Below are 15,426 nucleotides of genomic sequence, written 5' to 3' on the forward strand. Positions count from 1 at the left end.
GAAGCGTCCTGAAAACTCATCGCTCCGCCGCCCCTGTCACCTGCCAGTCGCCCGGATGCGGTATCGTTGCGGACTCCCAGCGCGAGGGAATCCGACAAGATGGTATCGATCATCCGTGCGATAGCGGGTGAGCCGGGCATACCCGCCGGCTTTCCGATCCTGTTCGACGCCGACATGGCGATCATCGAACCGGCGTTCGTCTGGCTGATGGAGCACGCCGAGCTGAACGGTCGCGCGCAGGCGTCGGAAACCGTGCGGACCTATGGCGAGCATCTCCACGACTGGTTCGACTCCCTCGAACAATCGGGGATCGAATGGCGCGAGGCCGACGAGCGTGTCATCGCCGCTTATCGCAACCGGATGCTTGAGACCCCCAGCACGCACACCGGCCGACCCTATGCCCGGACCACGATCAACGCGCGCGTCTCCACAATCTGCCGCTTCTATGGTTGGGCGCTCGACCGGGGGCTGATCGACCATTGCCCGTTCCGGTTGACCGAAAAGATGACGCTGATGCTCGACGGCGCCTACCGCCCGGGCTTGCAGCGGCGGCAGGTCAACGCGCTGATCGTGTCGCGCCCCGAAAAGTTGCCTCGGCCATTGCGCGCCGACGAGCTGGCACGGCTGTTCGCGCATCTCAGGCCCACCGCGCGACTTGCCGCGCAATGGGCGCTCGGGGCGGGCCTGCGCCGCAAGGAGCTTTGCGCGCTCGCCATCGACCAGATCCCCGATAGCTGGCCGCTCGATCTCGGCAGCGACCCGCTGGTCGGCGTGCCGCTGCATATCACCAAGGGCGACCGACCGAGGACGGTCTATCCGCCGCTTCGGCTGCTTGATCATACGCATTGGTATATCGGCGAGGAGCGCGCGCGGATCGTCCGCCGTACCCGTCGTTCCGACCACCGCTACCGCGCGCCGTCCAATCTCCTGCTGAACGAGCATGGCCACGCCATGATGCGCAAGCTCCTGACGGGGCAGCTCGCGGAAGCGTTCGCGGCCGCAGGACTCCACGGCACGCTGCACTGGCTGCGCCACACCTTCGCGATGGCGATGCTCGCCCGCCTTCAGGTTCAGGCCCGCACCAATCCTGATCTCAACCCGCTCAAGGTCGTGCAGGTGCTGCTCGGCCACGCCTCGATCACGACCACGGCTATCTATCTGCGCTGCGTCGAGCTGCACGAGCGCGACCTGAGCGAAAGCCTCGCCTATCTCTACGGCGAGTTGATACCCGCCGATGGCTAGGGTCCGCCTCGATCGAACGCTGCGCCTCGAACCGGCGCCAACGGATCATCCTGCCGAGATCGCAGAAATCCAGTTCCGCGACGAATGGGGCAAGATCGTTCAGCGCTTCGACCCGGCGCTGTTCGGTATGCCGGACGACATCAGCGCAGCTATCGCTCGGGCCTTCCGCGATCATGACGTGGCCTCCAGCGCCGCCACCCGCACCGCACGATGGTTCGCGCTGCGCGTGTTCGGCAGGTTCCTGCGCGATGATGCGCATGTCAGGCGCGCGGGCGACCTCGATACGGCAACGATCCGCCGGTTCATCACTTGGCTGGCGAAGCCTACGAACGGACGCAGGCGCGGCATCCAGTCGCAATCCGGCCAGCTCGGTATGGTCAGGCCGGTCCTCAAGCGCGCGATCACGGACAATCCCGGCCTGTTCGCCCCCGACTTTGCCGTGCCCAACAATGCGATCCCGCTCGCCGGCGTTCAGCGGCTACCGCAGGACAGGCTGACAACCGCGGCAATGCGCGCGCTGCTGGCCGTCTGTTATGCCGAGATCGACACCGCATGGGACAAGTTCCAGCACGGTCAAGCCATAGTCGCTCTTCGCCAGATCCCGCCGCACGGCAGCCATGCCGCGCACCGCGACCGCTGGATCTGGAAGCTCCATCGCCTCGGCAACGGCATTATGCCGCCCGCCCGGGGCTCTGTCCTGCGAAAATCGGATCGCCAGCGGATCGCCGAAGCGGGCGGGTTCCGCGAGCTGGAAGGCTATCTCCACCTTACGACCGACACGCTGGTCGCGTTCTACATCGTGCTGCTGATCCAGACGGCCGCAAATGCCGGGCCGCTGCGTCAGATCAAGCGCGACTGCCTGGTGCCCCATCCGCTCGAACGGCACCGCGTCATGGTCGAGTGGGTGAAGCCCCGCGCCGGCGGCAAGGTGAAGCGCATGCAGCGACGCTCGTTCGACAATCGCCGACCGTATGCCGCGCCTCACCTGATAGAGAAACTTCTTGCGATGACGGCACCTCTGCTACCGCATGTGGAGCCATCCAGACGTGACCGTCTGTTCCTGCACCGCTTCCTCATGACGACAGGCCGCCTCGAGCGCGAGCATCACGCCGGCCATATCGTGCAGGCCACGTTGCGATCGGCAATGTTGCGCTTCTACGAGCGCCAGAACGCCACCATCGCCTCATGGAACAAAGCACATCCCGGCAAGCCCCGGCCATTGCTGCCCGACTTCTCACCCAAGCTGTTCCGCAGCAGCATGGCGAGCGCCCACTATACCGCGTCGCAGGGCGACATCATGGCGGCCAAGGCGGTTCTCAATCACGCGAATGTCGCCACCACCGATATCTATGTCGATGGCGAGGCCGTTCGCCGTCTCGAACGCGATACGATCGCCCGGCTCCAGTCGCTGATGATTACATGGGTCAGCGGCGAAACAAGCTCGGATCGCTCGCAAAGATCGGATACCGGCGTGCCGGTGACGGTGCTGTTCGGTCACGACTGCCTTCGCCCGACCGACGATGGGGCCGCGCGCGCTGGGCGCACATGCCCGAAACTGGGTGGCTGCCTTGCCTGTCCGGGCCTGATCGTCCCGATCGACCCTGATCATCTGGCGCGGATCGTCCAGGCCATCCGGCATCTTGAAACGGCGCGGGAGCGGATCGACCCGATCCGGTTCGGCCTCTTCTACGCACCCAGCCTTCAGGTGCTGACGCAAGACCTGTTCCCGGCGTTCCCGCCCGAGATGATGCCGGACGCGGAACGGCTCATCGTTGCTCTGCCGCCGCTGCCGGACCTGGAATAGCTCATGGCCTCCATCCCGACATCCACGCTCACCCAGGTTCCGGCGCCATTACTCGGAAGCGATGGCGTGCCCGCCGCCATGACGTTCAACTGGGGCTTCGAAATGCCAGACGGGAGTCGGTTCACCGACGATCGATGGACGCCGCTCCGAGACGCCGCGGTGCTGTTCCTGCTCTCGCTGCGGAACGATCCACCCGAAAGGCGAATGCCGCTACGAAAGGCGACGATCGGCGGCCACTTCAGTCACATCCGCTTCCTCGTTCGATGGATGGCGGCCGAAAATGTCCGATGCTTCAGGGATCTCGACCGGGATACAGTCGATCGGTTCGTCGGGATGCTTCGCGCCCGTCTTGGCAGGAATGGCGCGTTGCTCTCGCTCAGCACCGCTGAAGGCCATCTCGGCACGATCCGCACCTTCCACATGCAGAGCGACAAGCTGGAGGATGCGCCGTTGATGGCTCCGCCTCGCGTTGCCGCGATCGGAAAGCGGCACTGGAAGCCTTATGGCGGCCATCCCTACACGCCCGACGAGATCGCCGTGCCGCTGATCAGCGGCGCTATCGAGCTGCTTGGCGAACCGGCCGATCAGATACTTGCGCTGCGCGACCGCCTCGAAGATCTCTATGCCCAGTTCCGACCACGGCACCAAGGGCGCACGCTTCACTGGCATATCAGACGCGCCATGCTGGATGAGGCCTGTCCCTACGCGGATCGCTATCCGAATCCGGACTGGCCGCTGCGCCGCCTGGCGTTCATGCTCGACCGGCTTGGCGACGTATGCTTCGTCGTCGTCGCCTATCTCGTTGGCGCGAGAGCTTCAGAGATCCTCAGGCTTGAAGAGGGATGTCTCGAGCGCCACACGGCCGACGGTGACGGGGAGGAGCACGTCTATCTGGTGGGCACGATCACGAAGACGTCGCTGACGGAGCATGGCGACATCCACCGCTGGCTCCCCCCCCCCCCCCGCTTCGTGAACTCAGCGGCACGAGGAATCTCTGGCTCCACCAGCACGGCTACGGGCGATCACCACTGCCCACGGCAATGCCGGTTGGGCAACTGACTTCGTCGATGGTCAATGTCCGACTGAACGAGCGGCTCGCGCCGTTCCTCGCCTTGCCGGACCACCAGGGCGACACTTGGCGTCTGACCACCTATCAGGGGCGCAAGACGTTCTCGCGGTTCATCGGACGGCGCGATCGCACCGGCCTGACGGCGCTGCAACGCCATCTCGGTCACGTCCATCGTGCGATGACCGACCGTGCCTATGTCGGCACCGACTTCGAGCTTGCCGAGCTGATCGACGAGCAGGCCGCCGACGAAACCCGGAAGGCGCTGGAGGATCTGCTGCTCGCCCCGTGGGTCGCCGGCAAGGCGGGCGTCATGCTCTCCGAACGATCGCCGTTCCGCGGACGCACGCACTCGGGCGAGGTGGACGCCTATATCACGGAGATCCTCGCCGAAACGGATATGCGCCTCGGCGTCTGCGACTGGGGCTACTGCCTATACCGCCGGGAAACCTCTGCCTGCCTCGGCGGTGAGCGCGAGCCGAACCCGGTCCTTCGCACGCAAAGCACCTGCTCGACATGCGCCAACTTCGCCGTGACCGAGAAACACAGGCCAGTCTGGGAAGCACGCCTTGAGCGCAACACCGCATTACTTCAGCGCGATGACCTCGATGTCGAGAGCAGTGCGCTTGCCGAAGCCCGCATCCAGGAATCCCGCCGCATCCTGGACCAGCTCAACGAGGGAAATGCCGATGGCACCCGAAGCTGACCTCTCCAGCCCGCAAGCTCGACGCCGGGCGAAGACCGACGCCCGCCTGCGCGACGCCCTTGCTGGCCTTGCCGGCAACCCGTCCACAGAACCCACCGTCGCCGCGCTCGCACGGGCAGCCGGGGTCGGCCGCAACATCATATATACCCATCATGCCGGCGTTCTCGACGCCCTCCGCGCGCTTCAGTCGCAGCGTGCCGGCGCGAACGAGACGGCTGCCGGACAGGCCAATCGCACGCGCTCGGATCTTCGGGATGCCGAAGCCCGAAACACCGCCCTCGCGACGCATAATGCCAGCCTGTTGAAACGCGCCGTCGATGCCGAGCAACGTGCCGAGCGGCTTGAGCGGCGCAATGCCCAACTCGTGCAGGAACTCGATCGGATACGCAGGCCAGTCCCGATCCGCCCCAGCGCTGAAGCGCACGATCCATCCGCTGTCTGACCTCGATCACGCCCTAATCGGGCGTCTCGAAAGGGGAGAGGGAGGAGGAATGGTGGAAAGGCGGGCTTTGCAGGGCAAAGAAGACAGACCCATCCAGACCTAATGCAGCCTCAAGTGGAAGGTCGCGCCGCAGGACGCCTACCTCAAGCAATGGGCGCCAGCCCAGGCCGCGTGGCAGCGAGGCCAGAAGGTCGTTCGGCTAATCGGCTACGATGCCTCGCCTGCCGACACGCGTCGCTACGCGCATGCGTCCGCGTTGAACGATCCGCTGTTCGAGTGCCGCTATCCGCTGCGCGAGTGGAACTGGAGCCGCGACCGGTGCGCCGCGCGTATCGAGCAGGCCGGTCTTCCGATCCCTCCGAAATCGAGCTGCTTCTTCTGCGGGGCCATCCAGCCGGACGAAGTACGGGCGCTGCCAACCTGGTGCCTCAGGCTGATCGTGCTCATCGAGGCGCGCGCGGAACCTCGGCTGCGCACCGTCGAGGGGCTCTGGCGGCGTTCGACCAGGACGAAGCCCGGCAGGATCACCGACTTCATCCGCGGCGAGCGGCTGCTCCCGGCAGCCGAGATCGAAGCCATTCGCCGCGATGCGCCCACTAATCTCATCCGGTTCCAGGATGCAGCGAGCATCGTACCGCTTTCCGAGCGGCCGACGATGGAAGCCTGGATCGAGACCTTCAACGCTGGCCTGATGGAGGCTGCATGACCGACCAGCTATCCCGCATCGCCGAACTCAACGACCGCTGCCGGCACGGCCTCGATCCGACTGCCCGCGTCGTCATCACTGCGGCTTGCCTCGCCGCATTTGCCGGCGAGCTCTCCGCCCAAGCCGAGCTGCTCTCGGCGATCCGAGGTTACGCATTCACGCGCGACGATGGCCCGGAACGCTCTCGCGGGGAGTTCACCGTCCGTGGTCAGGCCGTCCGTTTCGCGATCGACTATTACGACCGCGCGCTGGAATGGGGATCGGAAGACCCTGGCGATCCGCACGTCACCACGCGAGTCATGACGATCATGCTGCCCGAGGACGACTGATCCTGGGGAAAGGGAAGGGGAAGCGGGTCGGGGCCGTCGGCGCGTGAATGCAAGTCGGACTCTACCCTGCAAACGCCCCGGGCCCGCTGCAGACGCGCCTTTCCGCATCCATCGTCCATCCAAGGGAGAAGCCCATGCGCCGAATCGCCTTCGCCACGCCCGCTGACGGGCACGCCATTGCGATAGCCGTTGAGCGGCTGCGCGAAGCCCGTACCTTGCTTCGCCAGGCCGGAGCGCGTCAGGCTGCGTCGGCCGCCGGCAAGGCGATCAGCAGCGCAGAGGGCGCGGCGCGCCATGTCCAGCATCGTATCCGGAGGACGATGGAATGAGCCGTCACGACCTTCAGCCCAAGCCGGACAGACCAGACGTCGTCCGTGCGACGGTCGGATGGGACCGGCCGCTTCAGACCTTCTTCGCGCAAGTCTTCTTTCGCACCGAAGACGAGCCCGCAGAAGGCGAGCCCCTCGTCTGGATCGGCACGGAGCCGGGCGAACTCCTCTCCGCCGAAACCGCGATCGCCGTTGTCGCGCCTCATGCCATCATTCCTCCCGACCTCCGCCGGCAGCTCACTGCCGACATGCAGTCGTCCATCGGCATCGAGGATGGCAGCCAGCAAGTCGCCGCCAAGCGCTACCTGTTCGGCTCGACTCACTGAAGCTGCAATCAGACAGATGCCGGCGCGGCCGAGCCGCTGCCGCCACGATCCTTTCCAAAGCCCGATCATCACCGGTCCCCGCGATCACCGCGTGGTGGCCGAACGTGCGCGCTGCGTCGCGCCCAACCAGAGGAGACCATCATGGCCGACCGGGTATCCGCCTCCATCGTCATCGGCGGCGCGCTTGACGCTCCCGCCTTCGCAGAACTTGCCGAACTCATTGCCGCCGACCGGCTTGCCGTCGAGTGGGACGGCGATCCGTTCGAGCCGGAACATCGCGTCGACGGCGAGCCGCTTCGCCTGTTTGCGCACGAAGTCGCAGGCGGGCGCTTCGAGGAGATCGAGGACTGGTGCATTATGCATCGCGTCCCCTTCGTACGCTGGTGCGGGGGCTATTCCGGGCAGTGGGGACCCGAGCGCGTCGTTGCCATCGGCGACGGCAAGGCGGTGTCCTATGCTGTCACCGAGGACGACGAGGTTGTCATCAGCCGCAGCATCATCACGGCGCTTGGCTCGCTCGATGCGATCTTCGCTCATTTCGATGCAGCGGAATTCGTCGTGCCGGCGCTCGTCGTTGCGGATGCCGCTTCCGCGCTCCCCTCGACTGCCGGAACGCACCATGTCCAATAGCTACACCAAGGCGGCGTTCGACCTGACCGTCACCGTCGCCGAGGTCGACATGCTACGCCGGGTCATCGCCGCGGTGGAACTGATCGACGACACCGAGGCCGGGAGCGACGTTCGCGAAGCGCGTTATGCCAGCCTTCGCCCGGACTTCGCCGCCCTGTTCCCGCGCGGCGACGAGGACCCGTTTGCGGGACTGCTCGACCTCTTCGAGGATCCGCAATATCCCTATCTCGATTTCCATGTCGCGTTCAGCGAGGCCGACCAGCTCGGCCAGGTGCTCGTGACCTTCTCCGGCGAGCAGTTCGGAATCGATGTCGCGGCCAAGCTGATCCAACGTTGCGCGCGCTCGGCGCTGCCCTTCGGGTTCGAATGGGCGTCGGATTGCGACAGGCTGCGGGTCGGGGAGTTCGGCGGCGGCTATGTCGTCATTACTGAACACCGCGTCAGCTATGGCCACACGACCCAATTGCTCGACCGTGCAATCGCCCGCGCGCGCGACGAAGGCGCCGATGGATTCGTCCTCGCGATCCGCGATCCGCAGCACGGGCTCAGCTTCTGGAACGACGATGCCGGCTTTGACCGATTGTCGCGCGCGCGGGTCTTCAGCGAAGCCGAGGCCGCGAACCATGACGTGCCGCTCGCGCACGACCAGCGCGAATGGCTGGCGATGCCGGAGCCCCTGCGCCTTTGATCCGAACGTCGCGATTGCGCGATCGGCACAGACGTATAGCATCGTGGCTGGAGATGCCGATGACTTCGATACCCACCGATCACGACGCGATGCTGGCGGCGCTAACCCGGCTGATACCGATCGCGATGAGCGATACCGGCCAGGCGCGCCGGGTCGCGAACTTCCTGATGGCGTGGTGGAACGGGCCGGATCTCGGCCATTTCGAGATCGCCGACCTGTTCGGATTGGATGTCGCTGTCGCCAACGATATTGCGACCATCGTCGGCTATCTCGGACAACGCCCCGGCGCTATCTACATCGATGCCCTCGGCTTCGCCGAGGAGATGCAGGACATCATTGCGCTCTGGCGCAAGCCGGTCTCGGCTTCGACCTGACCGGGCCTCCGTACCCGAATTTCTCGAACCGCGGCCGCCACAGACACCCCCCGAGGGGCGCCAAACCTTGCGCGGCATTCATCGCGCGCCATAACGTGAAGTCGTCGGGCGAAGATCGCCAGGGCGTATCCTTTCGTGGGAGGTGCGGTTGCCGGAAGAGAACAACCTTGTCGCGATGACGATCGAAGTCGTCGCAAGTTACGTGGCGCACAATAATATCCGACCCGAAGACGTGCCGGACTTCATCGCCAAGACCCACGCTGCGATCGCCGGCATCGCCAAGGAACCCGAAACACCCGCCGAAGAGACACCGGCGGCCCAGCCCGAGTTCACGCCGGCCGTCTCCGTGCGCAAGAGCCTCGCTTCGCCTGATCACATTCTTTCGATGATCGACGGCAAGCCCTACAAGTCGCTGAAGCGACATCTCAGCAGCCACGGCCTGACCCCTGCCGAATACCGCGTCCGCTATGGTCTCAAGTCCGACTATCCTATGGTGGCGCCCGGTTACTCGGCGCAGCGGCGCGAGGTAGCCAAGCGTCTCGGCCTGGGTCGCAAGCGGCAGGAGCCCGAAGCGCCCGCCAAGGCAGCACCGCCGTCAGGGGACGCCGCGCCCGCTCCGCAACCGAAGCCCCGCGCCCGCCGCGCCAAGGCCGAGGACACGCCCCCCGCCCAGGCCGGCGCCAAGACGCCGCGGCGGCGCAAGCAGCAACCCGCAGACGCTGGAGCAGTCGAAGCCTGAGCCGTGGGGCCGAAGCACCTGCGACGACGGTACGATCCCGACGGCGCCGAAGAGGCGCTCGTCGGAGCGGCGCTGACGCGCCTTACTCGGCCGAACGGCCGAGGAGCTGAGTGGGTGAGAGAGAGTGTTCGGACAAGGGGTTCGAGCGCTCAATCTCAGGAGACTTCCCATGAACATCGGCACCATCACCCAGAACGCCAGCGGCACCTACACCGGCAAGATCTCGACGCTCACCGTCGCGATCGTGATCGCGCTTCGGACGGTCCAGTCGACCAACCCGCGCGCGCCCAAGTTCGAAATCCTCGCACTGTCGGCCGCCCGCCAGTGGGTGCAGGTCGGCGCCCTCTTCGAGCTCGCCTCCAACTCGACCGGCGAGACCTTCCTCAACGGCAAGATCGAGGATCCGAGCCTCGACAAGCCGCTCTACATCTCGGCGTTCCGCCAGGAGGACGGCTCCTACAACATCGTCTGGTCGCGTCCCACCCGCCGCCGCGAGGCGCCCACCGACACGGTCGCGACCGACGACGGCCTGCCGCCGCTGCCGGGGACCGAACAGCCGGCCGCGCCCGTGGGAACCGACGGTCTGGGTGAGTCCTCGGCCGAAGGCGCGTTCGGCGGCAGCGAGCCCGCGCCGGGCGGCCGCCGGCGCCGCACGCCCGAGATGGCGGACTGATCGCCGCCAACCGATTGGCGCGCAGCTGCTCTGCGCGCCGGCGCCACGACAGGGCCTGCTTCGCCTGCCGCGAAGCGGGCCCTTTTTTTCCCAGCGTGCGAGGACGTTCTCTTCCCCTCGGCAACACATCGTTGAACAAACCCGTCCAGTGATGTATATGCTTGTGTATATGCAAGGAGTCTGCCGTGACACCCGATCATGAAGCAACGGTCACCAGAGAAGCGAAGCTGTTCCGCAACAACAAGAGCCAGGCAGTGCGCATCCCGGCCGATTTCGAGCTGCCTGGGGATCGGGTCATGATCCACCGGGAGGGAGATCGACTGGTCATCGAGCCGATCCGCCGCCGAAACATCGTCGAGGTCCTTGCGAGCCTCGAACCCCTTGGCCCCGAGGATGAGTTCCCGGACATCGACAGCGACTTGCTTCCCGCCAAGGCCGTCGATCTGTGACCCAGCTCTACATGCTCGATACCAACATCGTGTCGGAACTCGCGCGAAGCCCGCACGGCGCCGTAGCCACCCGCATCGCGCAAGTCGGTTCCGATGCGATTTGCGTCAGCATCATCACCGCGGCGGAGTTGCGCTACGGCTGCGCGAAGAAGGGGTCCCCCAGGCTCCTGGCCCAGATAGAGGCGATCCTCGGCAGCGTGTCCGTGCTTGCGCTCGATGTCCCGGCGGACACCGAATATGGCGGAATCCGAGCCGAGCTGGAGAGCGCGGACAAACCCATCGGGCCCAACGACCTGTTCATCGCGGCTCATGCCTATGCGCTCGGCGCCACATTGGTGACGGCCAACATCGGCGAGTTCTCCAGAGTCCGGGCTCTCAAGGTCGAGAACTGGCTCAGCGACGTCCATTGAGGCGATCGCACCAGAGAAGGACGGGTCGGGTCCAGACATGCTCGGCTCTCGGCTTACGCGCGTGGTTCAAGCGCCAGCCAGGGCCGACCGTGCTTCGCTCGTCGGGGCCCCATCAGGCCCTTTCCAAGTCGGCCTTCCGAGACATGGCCCCACCGCGCACCCGTCCCTGTTCATGCCACTTGACCGGTCGGCCAGCGTTTCCGTCGAGGGAAGATCGGCCCAACGGCGCGTGCCGAGAGGGATGGCGCAAGAAGTTCGAGGCGTGTCACGACGGACGTGAGCGACAGCCGCAATCAGCCACAAATCCATGTCGCAGCGGGTTGTCCCAAGGCGCTGCAGCGGCGTCGCTCCAATGCGGCGAGGCTGGTGACGTGCGGCACCGAGATCACCGGTGCCCATACCGTCCAAGCGCATGCTACCTTGATCTCTCTCCGGAAACTCCGTATATTCTGGACAGGAGAATTGCCATGCCCCAGACCGCCAGCTCCGTCGAGGTGTCGAAGTCCTTCGGCCGCTTCAGCCGCAAGGCCCTCGAAAGCCCACTCACCATCACCCATCATGGGCATGAAAGCCTCGTGCTCCTGTCGCACGCCGAATATCTGCGGCTCAAGAGCCGCGATCGGCAGGTCTTCACGCTCGACAACGTTCCGGATGAGATCGCGGAGGGCGTGCGCGCCGCGCGCGCGCCTGTCGAAGCAGCCGCGTTCGATAACGAGGTTGAGTCCTGACGCGTGAAGATACCTGAACCGGTTCCCGGTCTCGTCATCCGCTACGCCTACCTCTGGAGTCACGAAGCTAAGGCCGGCCACGAAGAGGGCAGCAAAGACCGTCCGTGCGCTATCCTCCTGACCGCAACCACCAAGGCCGGCGCCAAAATGGTCACCGTCCTTCCGGTGACGCACACGCCGCCGGCTGATCCGAACCTCGCGGTGGAGATACCGGCAGCGACAAAGGCGCGCCTCGGCCTTGATGATCAGCGATCGTGGGTGATCCTCACCGAACTCAACCATTTCCAGTGGCCCGGCCCCGACCTGCGTCCAGCGCCCGGCGATCCGACCGGCGACGTCGCATACGGCGTCCTCCCGGCCAGCCTCTACGAGACCATTCGCACACGTTGGCTTGCCGCCTACGACGCTGGCAAGATCGCCCAGGTGAAGCGGACCTCCTGACCCGCTGCGCCGTAAGGCGCGTCCGATGAGATGACGCTGCATTTGCCGGTCGATCCCCGATCGGCCGGGCATCGACGTTGTGGGTCCCCGTCATCCTTCGGTGCCGGCGCCCTTCCGTCGCCGGTCCCTGACACCTGCGACGAGACGGCCGCGTCCCACAACCCCATCCGCTCACCCGTGTTGCCGCTACGCGGCTGCCCGCGCCAGCTCGCTCCAGGGGTTTCCCTCCGCCCTTCGCGCTCCGGTGTCGGCCTCGCCCGCACGCCGCTCTTCGGTGTCACCGGCGGAAAGGCCGCTGGCAGCATCAGAGGAGCAGTCTCATGAACAACGTCAACATCGCCGGCAGGGTCGCCAAGGATTCCGACACCCGCGGCAGCGTCACGACCCTCATCGTCGCGACCGATCGCGTGAAGCTCAGGGACGGGAAGACCTATGTCGACGAGGCGACCGGGTATACCGCCAAGGAAACCGAGTTCCACAAGGTCACCTGCTTCAACGGCCTCGGCAAGGCGGCGGCGTCGCGCGAGAAGGGCAATGTCGTCGCAGTGTCCGGCCGGCTGCACTATTCGAGCTGGGAAGACCGCGACGGCATCACCCGCTACGGTTGCGAGATCATCGCGGACAAGCTCGACTTCTTCTGAGCGCATGCCGGACGGCGCTCCGGCGCCGTCCGGAACGGTCGAGCCCCGCTACCGCGCGTCAGCGTCAACAGGCGGCGCGAGCGGCGACACCGCGCTTGCATAGACCCACGCTCGGGCAAGCTGGCCGGTGAGCGGATCGCGATACACCACCAGGCGCCAGCGCCCCTGCCGCCTCTCGATCGCCAGCACCATTCCCTCGGGCGCCTTCAGCACCACGGCGCCCTCGCGCCGCGGTTCGCGCCGAAGCGTCGCATCCCGGCTCAGCTCGGCCCTTGGAAGGCCCGCGACATAGGCTTGGTCCGCGCGCGCCTCGGCCTCGTGATAGCGACGGGTCTCCTGTTGAAGCGCCTCCACCTTCTGGTTCAACGCGGCCAGCGCCGCTTTCTCCTCGGGCGACTGATCAGGATGGAGAGCGGCGATCGCCAGCAACAGACCGAGGATTCCGGCCAGCCAGCCGGTCCACTGGAACAGGCCCATCTTGTGCAGCTCGGCGATCGTCCGCGGACCGAGCTGCTGCACGAACCCGACGATGAGGTCGAGCAGCCGGCCCTGCAGCTCGGCGCTTTCCTCGTCCGTCGACGCGGCAAGGATCGCTTCGGCGATCCGCTGCGTCTCAAGCACCATCTCGGCCGCGAGCGCCGTCGCCGACTGGACCACGCCTTGGCTCGCGCGAAGCGTCATCGCGTCGAGCAGCCGCATCTGCTCGGCAATGGCCCCAAATGCCGACAGGCGCGGCAGCGCGTCCTCAATCATCCGGCGGTAGGTCCCTCCGGTCGCCGCGGCGGCGATCACGCTCGCCATCGTCGACCGGTTGAGATCGAAGGTCTTCACCGTGTCGAGCAGGCTGCTCGAGAGGCGACGCTGGTCGTCGAGCAACCCTGCGTTCCGGTCCACGATGCTGCGCGCGGTTTCAGAGATCGACAGCGCCCAGGCACTGCTGATGAGCTGCCGGAACTCGCGCTGCTGCCGGCGATCCCGCTCCAGCGTATCGAGGACGCCGCGATAGGGAGCGCCGAAGTCCAGACCGAGCCGCTTTCGCACGTCGGTCGCCTCTAGGATAACCTGGGCGGCAGTGCCGCCGCCGAGCAACTCGCGGTAGCGCCGGGTGCGCTCGCGCTCCTCGCGCAGGAGGCGCTCGACGCTGCTCTCGGGAAAACCAAACGTGTCCTTCATGCGCGCGATCCTGTCAGATCGTCTCCCTCCGCGCGACCGGCAATCGCCGCACCAGAGCATCCGCTGGAGGGCGGCGCATCCCGGCCCTTCGCGCTGCTCAGGCCGGGAACGGCGCTCTACTCGCCTCCGGCTCCCGGAGCCCCGCGATGCGCGGGTCTCCGCCCTTCGGGTGACGATCACCTTGCGGGGGGCCTGGCTGCACCGTGGTGACCAAAAATCTCTCTCTCTCTGACTTCCTAGATATGACGTGCGGGGATTCGAGCCCGTCAAGGATGAGCGGTCCCCCCAATTTTCACGAGCCCGCAACGCCCGCTGCGCGTCCGTTCCGCGCCCGAGAAAATCGGCTCCCCCGCTCCCCGCTGGCGCGGCGTTAACCGGGGTCCGGCTGCGCCGGCTTCCCGGCTAACGTCCCTGACTGCCCCGACCGCCGCACGTCGAAGGGGAAGCCTCATCGAGTGGATGAGATCCAACGGAGGCTATCATGCAGACCACTTTCACCAACTTCGCCGACCTCGCCAGCCACATCGCGGCAAGCCGAGAGAACGAGGAGCTGACGCAGACCTACGACGGCGCTTTCATCGAGCCGAACGAGATGGCGAAGCTCAGCATCGTCGACGCGCCGGAGGCACTCGACATGCCCGATCCCGAGCAGGTCCGGGCCGCCGTCGACATGATGATGCAGACGATGTTCGATGTCCTTCGCGACACGCGCATGGAGCCTTTCGCGAACGATCTCGCCTGGGGGTTCGCCAACAGCTTCCACGTCGTCGCCAAGCGGATCGAAGGGCGCGAGGACGATGCCGCCAAGAAGCTCGGCGAACTCGCCCGCAACTACGATCCGTCCGAGATCTACGCGACCGAACTGGAGGACACGCAGCTGCTCTGCCAGACCCTCCAGGGGTGCCGCGAGGCAATGGAATGCATGCGCGATCACGCCGCCGAGGTGTACCGCGTCGAGACCGGCAAGCCCTTCTCGCCGGTCCGCGGCAGCAGGGTCTCCAGCGCCCTCAACGCCTCTATGATCGACGCCCGTGACTATCTCGCGTCGCGCGCGCGGGAACGCCGCGAGCAGTTCGCACCCGAGGGTCCCGTGGTGGCCTTCTCGGGCGGGCAAGTCTGGGAGGATGCCGACCTACTGTGGAATGGCCTCGACAGCATCAAGGCCCGCATCCCCGAGATGATCCTCGCGACCACCGCGCAGGCCAAGGGCTGCGATGCGGTGGCACACGCCTGGGCGGCATCGCGCGGCGTCAAGGTCATCCAGTTCCGTCTCGACCGCAGCCAGGGCAACCGCGCGGCCTTCGTCCGGAACGACCGAATCCTCGGCCTGAAGCCGGTCGAGGCGGTCATCTGCGAGGGCTCGGGTATCCAGCAGAACCTCGCCCAGAAGCTGCGCCAGGCAGGCGTGCCGCTGCACATCGTCCGGCTCGCCCACCAGCGCACCGCACGGCGGGCGTGAAGCCCTCGCGGAGAGGCTCCGGCTACGGCCGGGGCTTCTCCTCCTTTTGCTGCGTAACGGGCGGCGCTCGG

At 66.2% G+C, this 15,426-nt stretch carries 20 protein-coding genes and 1 pseudogene; 20 read left to right on the forward strand and 1 reads right to left on the reverse strand.

Annotated elements, in window-relative coordinates; translation table 11 throughout:
• The first annotated feature begins 99 nt into the window (after positions 1-99).
• From ET21_RS0121175 to ET21_RS0121265, 19 genes and pseudogenes are all read left to right on the forward strand, one after another.
• Positions 100-1,242 carry a tyrosine-type recombinase/integrase gene (locus ET21_RS0121175; protein ID WP_030541243.1) on the forward strand — a complete coding sequence of 381 codons (1,143 nt, stop codon included), beginning with the start codon at positions 100-102 and terminating at the stop codon, positions 1,240-1,242.
• Positions 1,235-3,046, forward strand: coding sequence for a site-specific integrase (locus ET21_RS0121180; RefSeq protein WP_030541244.1), 1,812 nt, complete (start codon positions 1,235-1,237; stop codon positions 3,044-3,046). The genes ET21_RS0121175 and ET21_RS0121180 overlap by 8 nt, the downstream gene beginning before the upstream one ends.
• Positions 3,047-3,049: 3 nt before the next feature.
• Entirely contained in the window at positions 3,050-4,105 is a 1,056-nt protein-coding gene (locus ET21_RS28625) for a hypothetical protein (RefSeq protein ID WP_237751631.1), read from the forward strand.
• Between the two features lie 8 nt (positions 4,106-4,113).
• A complete protein-coding gene (locus ET21_RS28630; RefSeq protein ID WP_237751632.1) occupies positions 4,114-4,818 on the forward strand; it encodes a hypothetical protein in 705 nt (234 codons plus the stop codon).
• Entirely contained in the window at positions 4,802-5,260 is a 459-nt protein-coding gene (locus ET21_RS0121190) for a hypothetical protein (protein WP_037471653.1), read from the forward strand. Before ET21_RS28630 ends, ET21_RS0121190 begins: the two co-directional genes overlap by 17 nt.
• A 103-nt stretch (positions 5,261-5,363) precedes the next feature.
• Positions 5,364-5,966 (forward strand): annotated as a pseudogene (locus ET21_RS0121195) (hypothetical protein); the annotation flags it as partial.
• Positions 5,963-6,295, forward strand: coding sequence for a DUF3768 domain-containing protein (locus ET21_RS0121200; protein ID WP_030541247.1), 333 nt, complete (start codon positions 5,963-5,965; stop codon positions 6,293-6,295). The pseudogene ET21_RS0121195 and the gene ET21_RS0121200, both read left to right, overlap by 4 nt.
• A gap of 134 nt (positions 6,296-6,429) precedes the next feature.
• Entirely contained in the window at positions 6,430-6,624 is a 195-nt protein-coding gene (locus tag ET21_RS0121205; RefSeq protein ID WP_030541248.1) for a hypothetical protein, read from the forward strand.
• Positions 6,621-6,950 carry a hypothetical protein gene (locus tag ET21_RS0121210; RefSeq protein WP_030541249.1) on the forward strand — a complete coding sequence of 110 codons (330 nt, stop codon included), beginning with the start codon at positions 6,621-6,623 and terminating at the stop codon, positions 6,948-6,950. Before ET21_RS0121205 ends, ET21_RS0121210 begins: the two co-directional genes overlap by 4 nt.
• Positions 6,951-7,091: 141 nt before the next feature.
• A complete protein-coding gene (locus ET21_RS0121215; protein WP_030541250.1) occupies positions 7,092-7,580 on the forward strand; it encodes a hypothetical protein in 489 nt (162 codons plus the stop codon).
• Entirely contained in the window at positions 7,570-8,268 is a 699-nt protein-coding gene (locus ET21_RS0121220; RefSeq protein ID WP_030541251.1) for a hypothetical protein, read from the forward strand. Before ET21_RS0121215 ends, ET21_RS0121220 begins: the two co-directional genes overlap by 11 nt.
• Before the next feature lie 59 nt (positions 8,269-8,327).
• Positions 8,328-8,642: a hypothetical protein gene (locus tag ET21_RS0121225; RefSeq protein WP_030541252.1), complete on the forward strand. Its 315-nt coding sequence runs from the start codon at positions 8,328-8,330 to the stop codon at positions 8,640-8,642.
• Between the two features lie 148 nt (positions 8,643-8,790).
• Positions 8,791-9,381: a MucR family transcriptional regulator gene (locus ET21_RS0121230; RefSeq protein ID WP_226998468.1), complete on the forward strand. Its 591-nt coding sequence runs from the start codon at positions 8,791-8,793 to the stop codon at positions 9,379-9,381.
• Between the two features lie 169 nt (positions 9,382-9,550).
• The gene (locus ET21_RS0121235) at positions 9,551-10,054 is read left to right on the forward strand and encodes a DUF736 domain-containing protein (RefSeq protein WP_030541254.1); all 504 of its coding nucleotides are present in this window, start codon (positions 9,551-9,553) and stop codon (positions 10,052-10,054) included.
• 185 nt (positions 10,055-10,239) lie between these two features.
• A complete protein-coding gene (locus tag ET21_RS0121240; RefSeq protein ID WP_030541255.1) occupies positions 10,240-10,503 on the forward strand; it encodes an antitoxin in 264 nt (87 codons plus the stop codon).
• An 11-nt stretch (positions 10,504-10,514) separates the two neighbouring features.
• The gene (locus ET21_RS0121245) at positions 10,515-10,913 is read left to right on the forward strand and encodes a type II toxin-antitoxin system VapC family toxin (RefSeq protein WP_202807156.1); all 399 of its coding nucleotides are present in this window, start codon (positions 10,515-10,517) and stop codon (positions 10,911-10,913) included.
• Between the two features lie 467 nt (positions 10,914-11,380).
• Complete coding sequence (locus ET21_RS0121255) at positions 11,381-11,641, forward strand: hypothetical protein (protein ID WP_030541257.1); 261 nt, start codon at positions 11,381-11,383, stop codon at positions 11,639-11,641.
• A gap of 3 nt (positions 11,642-11,644) precedes the next feature.
• Positions 11,645-12,082 carry a hypothetical protein gene (locus ET21_RS0121260; protein WP_030541258.1) on the forward strand — a complete coding sequence of 146 codons (438 nt, stop codon included), beginning with the start codon at positions 11,645-11,647 and terminating at the stop codon, positions 12,080-12,082.
• 320 nt (positions 12,083-12,402) lie between these two features.
• A complete protein-coding gene (locus ET21_RS0121265) occupies positions 12,403-12,723 on the forward strand; it encodes a single-stranded DNA-binding protein (RefSeq protein WP_030541259.1) in 321 nt (106 codons plus the stop codon).
• A gap of 48 nt (positions 12,724-12,771) precedes the next feature.
• Here the strand turns inward: ET21_RS0121265 and ET21_RS0121270 are convergent, their stop codons facing one another.
• The gene (locus ET21_RS0121270) at positions 12,772-13,896 is read right to left on the reverse strand and encodes a hypothetical protein (RefSeq protein ID WP_030541260.1); all 1,125 of its coding nucleotides are present in this window, start codon (positions 13,894-13,896) and stop codon (positions 12,772-12,774) included.
• A gap of 481 nt (positions 13,897-14,377) precedes the next feature.
• Between ET21_RS0121270 and ET21_RS0121275 the strand changes: the two genes are divergently transcribed.
• Positions 14,378-15,355, forward strand: a complete 978-nt coding sequence (locus ET21_RS0121275; RefSeq protein ID WP_030541261.1) for a DUF2493 domain-containing protein — start codon at positions 14,378-14,380, stop codon at positions 15,353-15,355.
• Positions 15,356-15,426 lie beyond the last annotated feature (71 nt).

The sequence above is a fragment of the Sphingobium sp. DC-2 genome (genome assembly GCF_000722555.1).
In the GTDB taxonomy this organism is placed as follows: Bacteria; Pseudomonadota; Alphaproteobacteria; order Sphingomonadales; family Sphingomonadaceae; genus Sphingobium; species Sphingobium quisquiliarum.